Raw genomic sequence first — 4,845 nt, forward strand, 5'->3', positions numbered from 1 at the left:
AAAGAGGCGAAAGCTTGGGTTGACGACTTCAAGAAACGCGCGCAAAAAGCAGGTACAGATATTAAAGCCAAAATCGGCGAGAACAAAACTATTTCCGTCATCGAGAGCTTCGACAAACAGCTATACGTTTATGGCGATAACTGGGGCCGTGGAACCGAAATTCTATATCAAGAAATGAAATTGACGATGCCTCCCAAAGTGAAGGAAATGGCTTTGAAAGACGGCTATTATGCCCTATCTACGGAAGTACTACCACAATTCATGGGCGACTACGTAATTTTCAGTAAAAACCCGGATGCCGATAACTCTTTCCAGCAAACAGAGACGTACAAGAATACTACGGCTGCGAAAAATGGTCACGTCTATGAAGCTAACGCCAAAGTTTTCTATTTCAATGATCCGTTAACACTGGAATACCAACTAGACTTCTTCATCAAGAATTTGCTTAAATAACAGCACGGAGGAACCTTCTCGGATGAAACAATCCATTTCATTTGGTTATAAATTTGCCCTTGGGCTCCTTGTGTTTGTGGGAATGTTTGTTGTTGCTATGGTGTTTGGGGCAGCAGATGCTACCCTCTCGGATGTCTGGCTGGCACTAACTTCACACACCACAAGTGATGCGATTACGATCATCCGTGAAATTCGATTACCCCGCGAAATCGCGGGGATTTTCGTTGGAGCGGCTTTAGGCGTTTCGGGCGCCATTATGCAAGGGATTACGCGAAATCCGCTGGCGGATCCCGGCTTGCTGGGTCTAACAGCAGGAGCCAACGCAGCACTCGCCTTAACCATTGCTTTATTCCCATCAACAAGCTACTTGGGCATTATGCTCGCTTGCTTCATTGGAGCAGCCATTGGGGCGCTGCTGGTCTTCGGTATCGGGGCGATGAAAAAAGGCGGATTCTCACCCATCCGCATCGTACTCGCCGGAGCCGCTATCTCGGCCTTTTTATACGCCGTTTCCGACGGGCTAGGCCTCTATTTCAAAATTTCAAAAGATGTCACCATGTGGACAGCAGGCGGATTGATCGGCGCTTCATGGGACCAGTTGAAAGTGATCGTGCCCTTTATCGTGGTGGGATCGCTGGTATCTCTCCTGCTCGCCAGACAACTCACTATTCTTAGCTTAAGTGAAGAGGTCGCTGTCGGATTAGGGCAGAATACAGCGCGAATCAAGGCTATTCTCTTCATCATTATTATTATGCTGGCAGGTGCTTCCGTTGCCCTTGTCGGCAATATGGCTTTCATTGGACTCATGATACCGCACGTCGTGCGTGCCATCGTTGGCACGGATTACCGGTTCATTATCCCGATGTCAGCGGTCTCTGGCGGTACGTTCATGCTGCTCGCAGATACACTCGGGCGTACCATKAATGCACCTTACGAAACGCCTGTGGTGGCCATTGTCGCGATGCTGGGCTTACCTTTCTTCCTGTTTATCGTACGCAAAGGGGGCAAGGCCTTCCCATGATTCATCCATCTATTCTCCGGAAACAACGCCTTCTTGTAGTTGGGGCTCTGGCTCTTATTGTCGTTACGATTATAATCGGAATGGGCTTAGGCTACTCGTCTTTGTCCTATAACCGTCTTCTCCCCACCCTGTTCGGGCATGGGACTTTCAAAGAGCACTTTGTGTTATTTTCGATTCGATTACCTCGGATTTTGATTACTTTATTAGCTGGTATGGCACTTGCTCTATCCGGCGCGATTCTGCAGGGTGTTACACGTAATGATTTAGCTGACCCTGGCATAATTGGGATAAACTCCGGCGCAGGTGTCGCCGTTGCCATCTTCTTTCTCTTTTTCCCGGTAAAAGCAGGCTCCTTCGTCTATTTTCTTCCGCTAGTCGCTTTTGTTGGGGCTTTGCTAACGGCGACCTGCATCTATTTGCTTTCTTATAGTCGAAAAGAAGGGCTTCAGCCCGTCCGATTAGTGTTAATGGGGATTGGCTTCTCAATGGCGCTATCGGGCATGATGATTGTCGTGATCTCCTCAGCAGAACGCGTGAAGGTCGACTTCATCGCCAAGTGGCTAGCAGGCAACATCTGGGGAACCGATTGGCCGTTTATCTGGGCGCTTCTGCCGTGGCTTATCGTGCTCATCCCGTTCACCTTGTACAAAGCCAACCGGTTAAATCTACTGGGCCTTAACGAGCCTGTAGCGATCGGTGTTGGTGTTTCGGTGGAAAAAGAGCGAATCGTCCTGCTTCTCGCCGCCGTTGCTCTTGCCGCTTCGGCCGTTTCCGTCACGGGAGGCATTACCTTCATTGGGCTTATGGCACCGCATATCGCGAAAGCACTGGTCGGGCCTAGGAATCAACTGTTCATTCCTGTCGCTATTCTTATCGGCGGATGGCTGCTGCTTCTGGCCGACACGGTCGGGCGCAACTTGCTTGACCCCGACGGGATTGCTGCCGGTATCATGGTTGCGTTGATCGGTGCGCCTTATTTCATGTATTTACTACTGAAAAAAGCATAAGAAAGACAACAAGCAAAAAAGCTATTCTCCCAATATAGGGGGAATAGCTTTTTTCTTGATTAGTAACAGGAATAACGACTGCTATTTCCTGTGAGATCGTGGTTTTAACCCATTTAGAGGGAGTTTAGTTAGCAATTTGACTCCACACCGGATACTCATCCAAGTAACCATACTGGTGCAGCTCTGTTAGCGCCCTGCGGATGCTGCTTTCGTCCTCGCCTGATTCGCTGGATAGCTCCAACAGGTCAGTTAAATCAATATGAGGATGTTCTTTGCAAAAAGCGAGCAAACCTTTGGCCGACCAAGATAACCGATCGTCCTGAAAATCACCGACCAACCGGCGAAACATTTTCTGGGAAATAATTTTCATCTCGACCAGATTCTGCATGGCTTTCGTTGCCTGCTTCAGATTCATCCGACCAAGCTTGGCAATATCAACCAACTCGGGGATGTTCGATTCTGAGGAAAAGCATTTCAACACAATAACAGTCATTTGCGTATAAACGTCCATGCCAGGATAACGAAATATATCATCAGTTAATGTAAAATGCCTAGCTGCTTCTTTCCCCTGATTGTTATCCATTCGATGTCCTCCTTATCTTGAATCATGGAGTTCACCTACTCAGGTTCCCTCACATGATCCGAGGTAGGTACTAGCTTCCCTGAATTGTGCCGGGATTGCCGAAATATTTGTGCCAAGCTAAATTTCTTCTGCTCCCCCTCCGCAATCGCTGCTTGAGCAGGCTCAGGAAACTCGTCCAACCCTACCTTGGGATCGTCCTCTTCCATTTCTGCGAGAGGGCTTATTATGTCTATATCGTGGAGCCTTTCTTTCCCGGGAAATATTTCAGTTTCAAAATTTGCAGATGTAGGTACTGATACGTGCTCTTCGCGAACATACTTCGTTAGAATATCGATAATACCTTGGCTAAAATAGCCATCCATCTTCAGCTGATTCAAATAATTGATGACCTCAGGCGGGGTATCTGATGGAATATATAAGGTTACATCCTTGCCAGAGCGAACATAGACGGTGGATCGGCGTTTTTTCAATCCTGACCGCTCCCGTTCTCGGAGGCTCCTTTGGCATCTGCGCTGGCCGCGACTTCGTCCGCATGTTTCAGCGCGTGGTCTAGGATGAGAAAGGTGCCTCGTACATTCCGGAATTGGCTGTGCTCGGCTGCATCAAACCGAATGGGCAAGCCCAGCTCGGCATTAATTTTCTCAATCCAAGGCTGCAGAACAACAGCTCCGCCGCCGATAAACCAGAATTCGTTCGCATAACGAACATGCTTCCAGGAGCTGCGGGCGAACTTCAGCACTTTCTCCGCCAATATGCGCATATGCTTGTTGATCAGGCTCGTCATATCAAACACAACCTTGCCCTCGGCATAGATCTCATACTCTTTGTTGACGAGCATGAGCGTCAATTCGGCTGTGCTTGCAAGCAGCTCCTCGCCCTGCGAATTAACCTCGTTCCGAATGCTTTCCAGTGCATCGTTGAGGTAGATTTTGGCGCCAGTGGAGTGCCTTTGATCCAGATCTAGACCTGGCCGGAAGAAGGCGATATCCATATCGACGCCGCCGACATCGGCAATACCGAAGCCTTTGTGCGACAGATGGGATTTCGAAGTTGCTTCCAAATCATAAACGCCAGATACATCGTCTATGCTGATATCGGTTGGCAGTGAGAATTCCATCTCCACCGTGATGCCTTTGAAAACCGGGGTCGTTACGAACGTGACGGAGTGGACACCTCCGGTGATTTTACGGGCAAATTCGTCGCGGAATTTCGTGATTTCGCGAATCGGTAAGCCGGTACCTAGGTTCACGGCCGCTTTGATCCGCTTTTTCCCCTGCTTGATAGCATCCTCATGCTGTTTGGCAATGGCATAGGCCGCAGCCGTCAGGAGCGTCACCATGGTCTCAGGTCTTTGGGCTTTCTTTTGCACAGCTTTATCTCCGACAATCTCATGAAGAATGCCTTCATCGCCAATGGCGAGATTCCCCACATAAACATGACGGTACTGATCGGTTTCTATGGCAGGCGATGTGATTTGTACGTCGAGGAAATCCAGAGGATCACCTTGCTCCATCAAAAGAAATCGTTCACCAAACGGTTGAGCTAGTACATTAGGGAAGATGAAGCTACAGTCCAGATGGTCATAAATGACCTTGACATGACTGCTGCCGTTATCAATGGACAGCGTGATGGTAGTGGTTAAGACTTCGTTCTTTGTCAAGTCAATTCCCCTCTCCTACCTTGATTTGAATCTATATACCTATTCGCAATAGGAAAGTAGAATGAGAGGGTATTTGGAATATTTCGTTAATTTAACGCTTCCAATGGAATAAAGTTTAAAG

The 4,845-nt window shown here is 48.4% G+C and carries 6 protein-coding genes; 3 read left to right on the forward strand and 3 right to left on the reverse strand.

Translation table 11 applies throughout. The features are described from left to right. The 3 genes from AC1DUA_RS23665 to AC1DUA_RS23675 all read left to right on the forward strand — a co-directional run. The coding region (locus tag AC1DUA_RS23665) for an ABC transporter substrate-binding protein (protein WP_477502105.1) at window positions 1-453 on the forward strand (453 nt) is incomplete at its 5' end. 22 nt (window positions 454-475) lie between these two features. Continuing rightward, the gene (locus AC1DUA_RS23670) at window positions 476-1,474 is read left to right on the forward strand and encodes a FecCD family ABC transporter permease (RefSeq protein ID WP_477502106.1); all 999 of its coding nucleotides are present in this window, start codon (window positions 476-478) and stop codon (window positions 1,472-1,474) included. Beyond that, window positions 1,471-2,481 (forward strand): FecCD family ABC transporter permease, encoded by a 1,011-nt coding sequence (locus AC1DUA_RS23675; protein WP_477502107.1) that lies wholly within the window; start codon window positions 1,471-1,473, stop codon window positions 2,479-2,481. Before AC1DUA_RS23670 ends, AC1DUA_RS23675 begins: the two co-directional genes overlap by 4 nt. 124 nt (window positions 2,482-2,605) lie before the next feature. Here AC1DUA_RS23675 and AC1DUA_RS23680 read toward each other — a convergent pair whose 3' ends face one another. Genes AC1DUA_RS23680 through AC1DUA_RS23690 form a run of 3 tightly spaced genes read right to left on the reverse strand, consistent with a single transcriptional unit; the run spans window position 2,606 to window position 4,724 of the window. Beyond that, window positions 2,606-3,064 (reverse strand): hypothetical protein, encoded by a 459-nt coding sequence (locus AC1DUA_RS23680; RefSeq protein WP_477502108.1) that lies wholly within the window; start codon window positions 3,062-3,064, stop codon window positions 2,606-2,608. Between the two features lie 35 nt (window positions 3,065-3,099). Then, window positions 3,100-3,534 carry a hypothetical protein gene (locus AC1DUA_RS23685; RefSeq protein ID WP_477502109.1) on the reverse strand — a complete coding sequence of 145 codons (435 nt, stop codon included), beginning with the start codon at window positions 3,532-3,534 and terminating at the stop codon, window positions 3,100-3,102. Next, complete coding sequence (locus AC1DUA_RS23690) at window positions 3,531-4,724, reverse strand: Alp7A family actin-like protein (RefSeq protein ID WP_477502110.1); 1,194 nt, start codon at window positions 4,722-4,724, stop codon at window positions 3,531-3,533. The genes AC1DUA_RS23685 and AC1DUA_RS23690 overlap by 4 nt, the downstream gene beginning before the upstream one ends. Window positions 4,725-4,845: the final 121 nt, after the last annotated feature.

This window comes from Paenibacillus sp. 01T422, assembly GCF_056398785.1.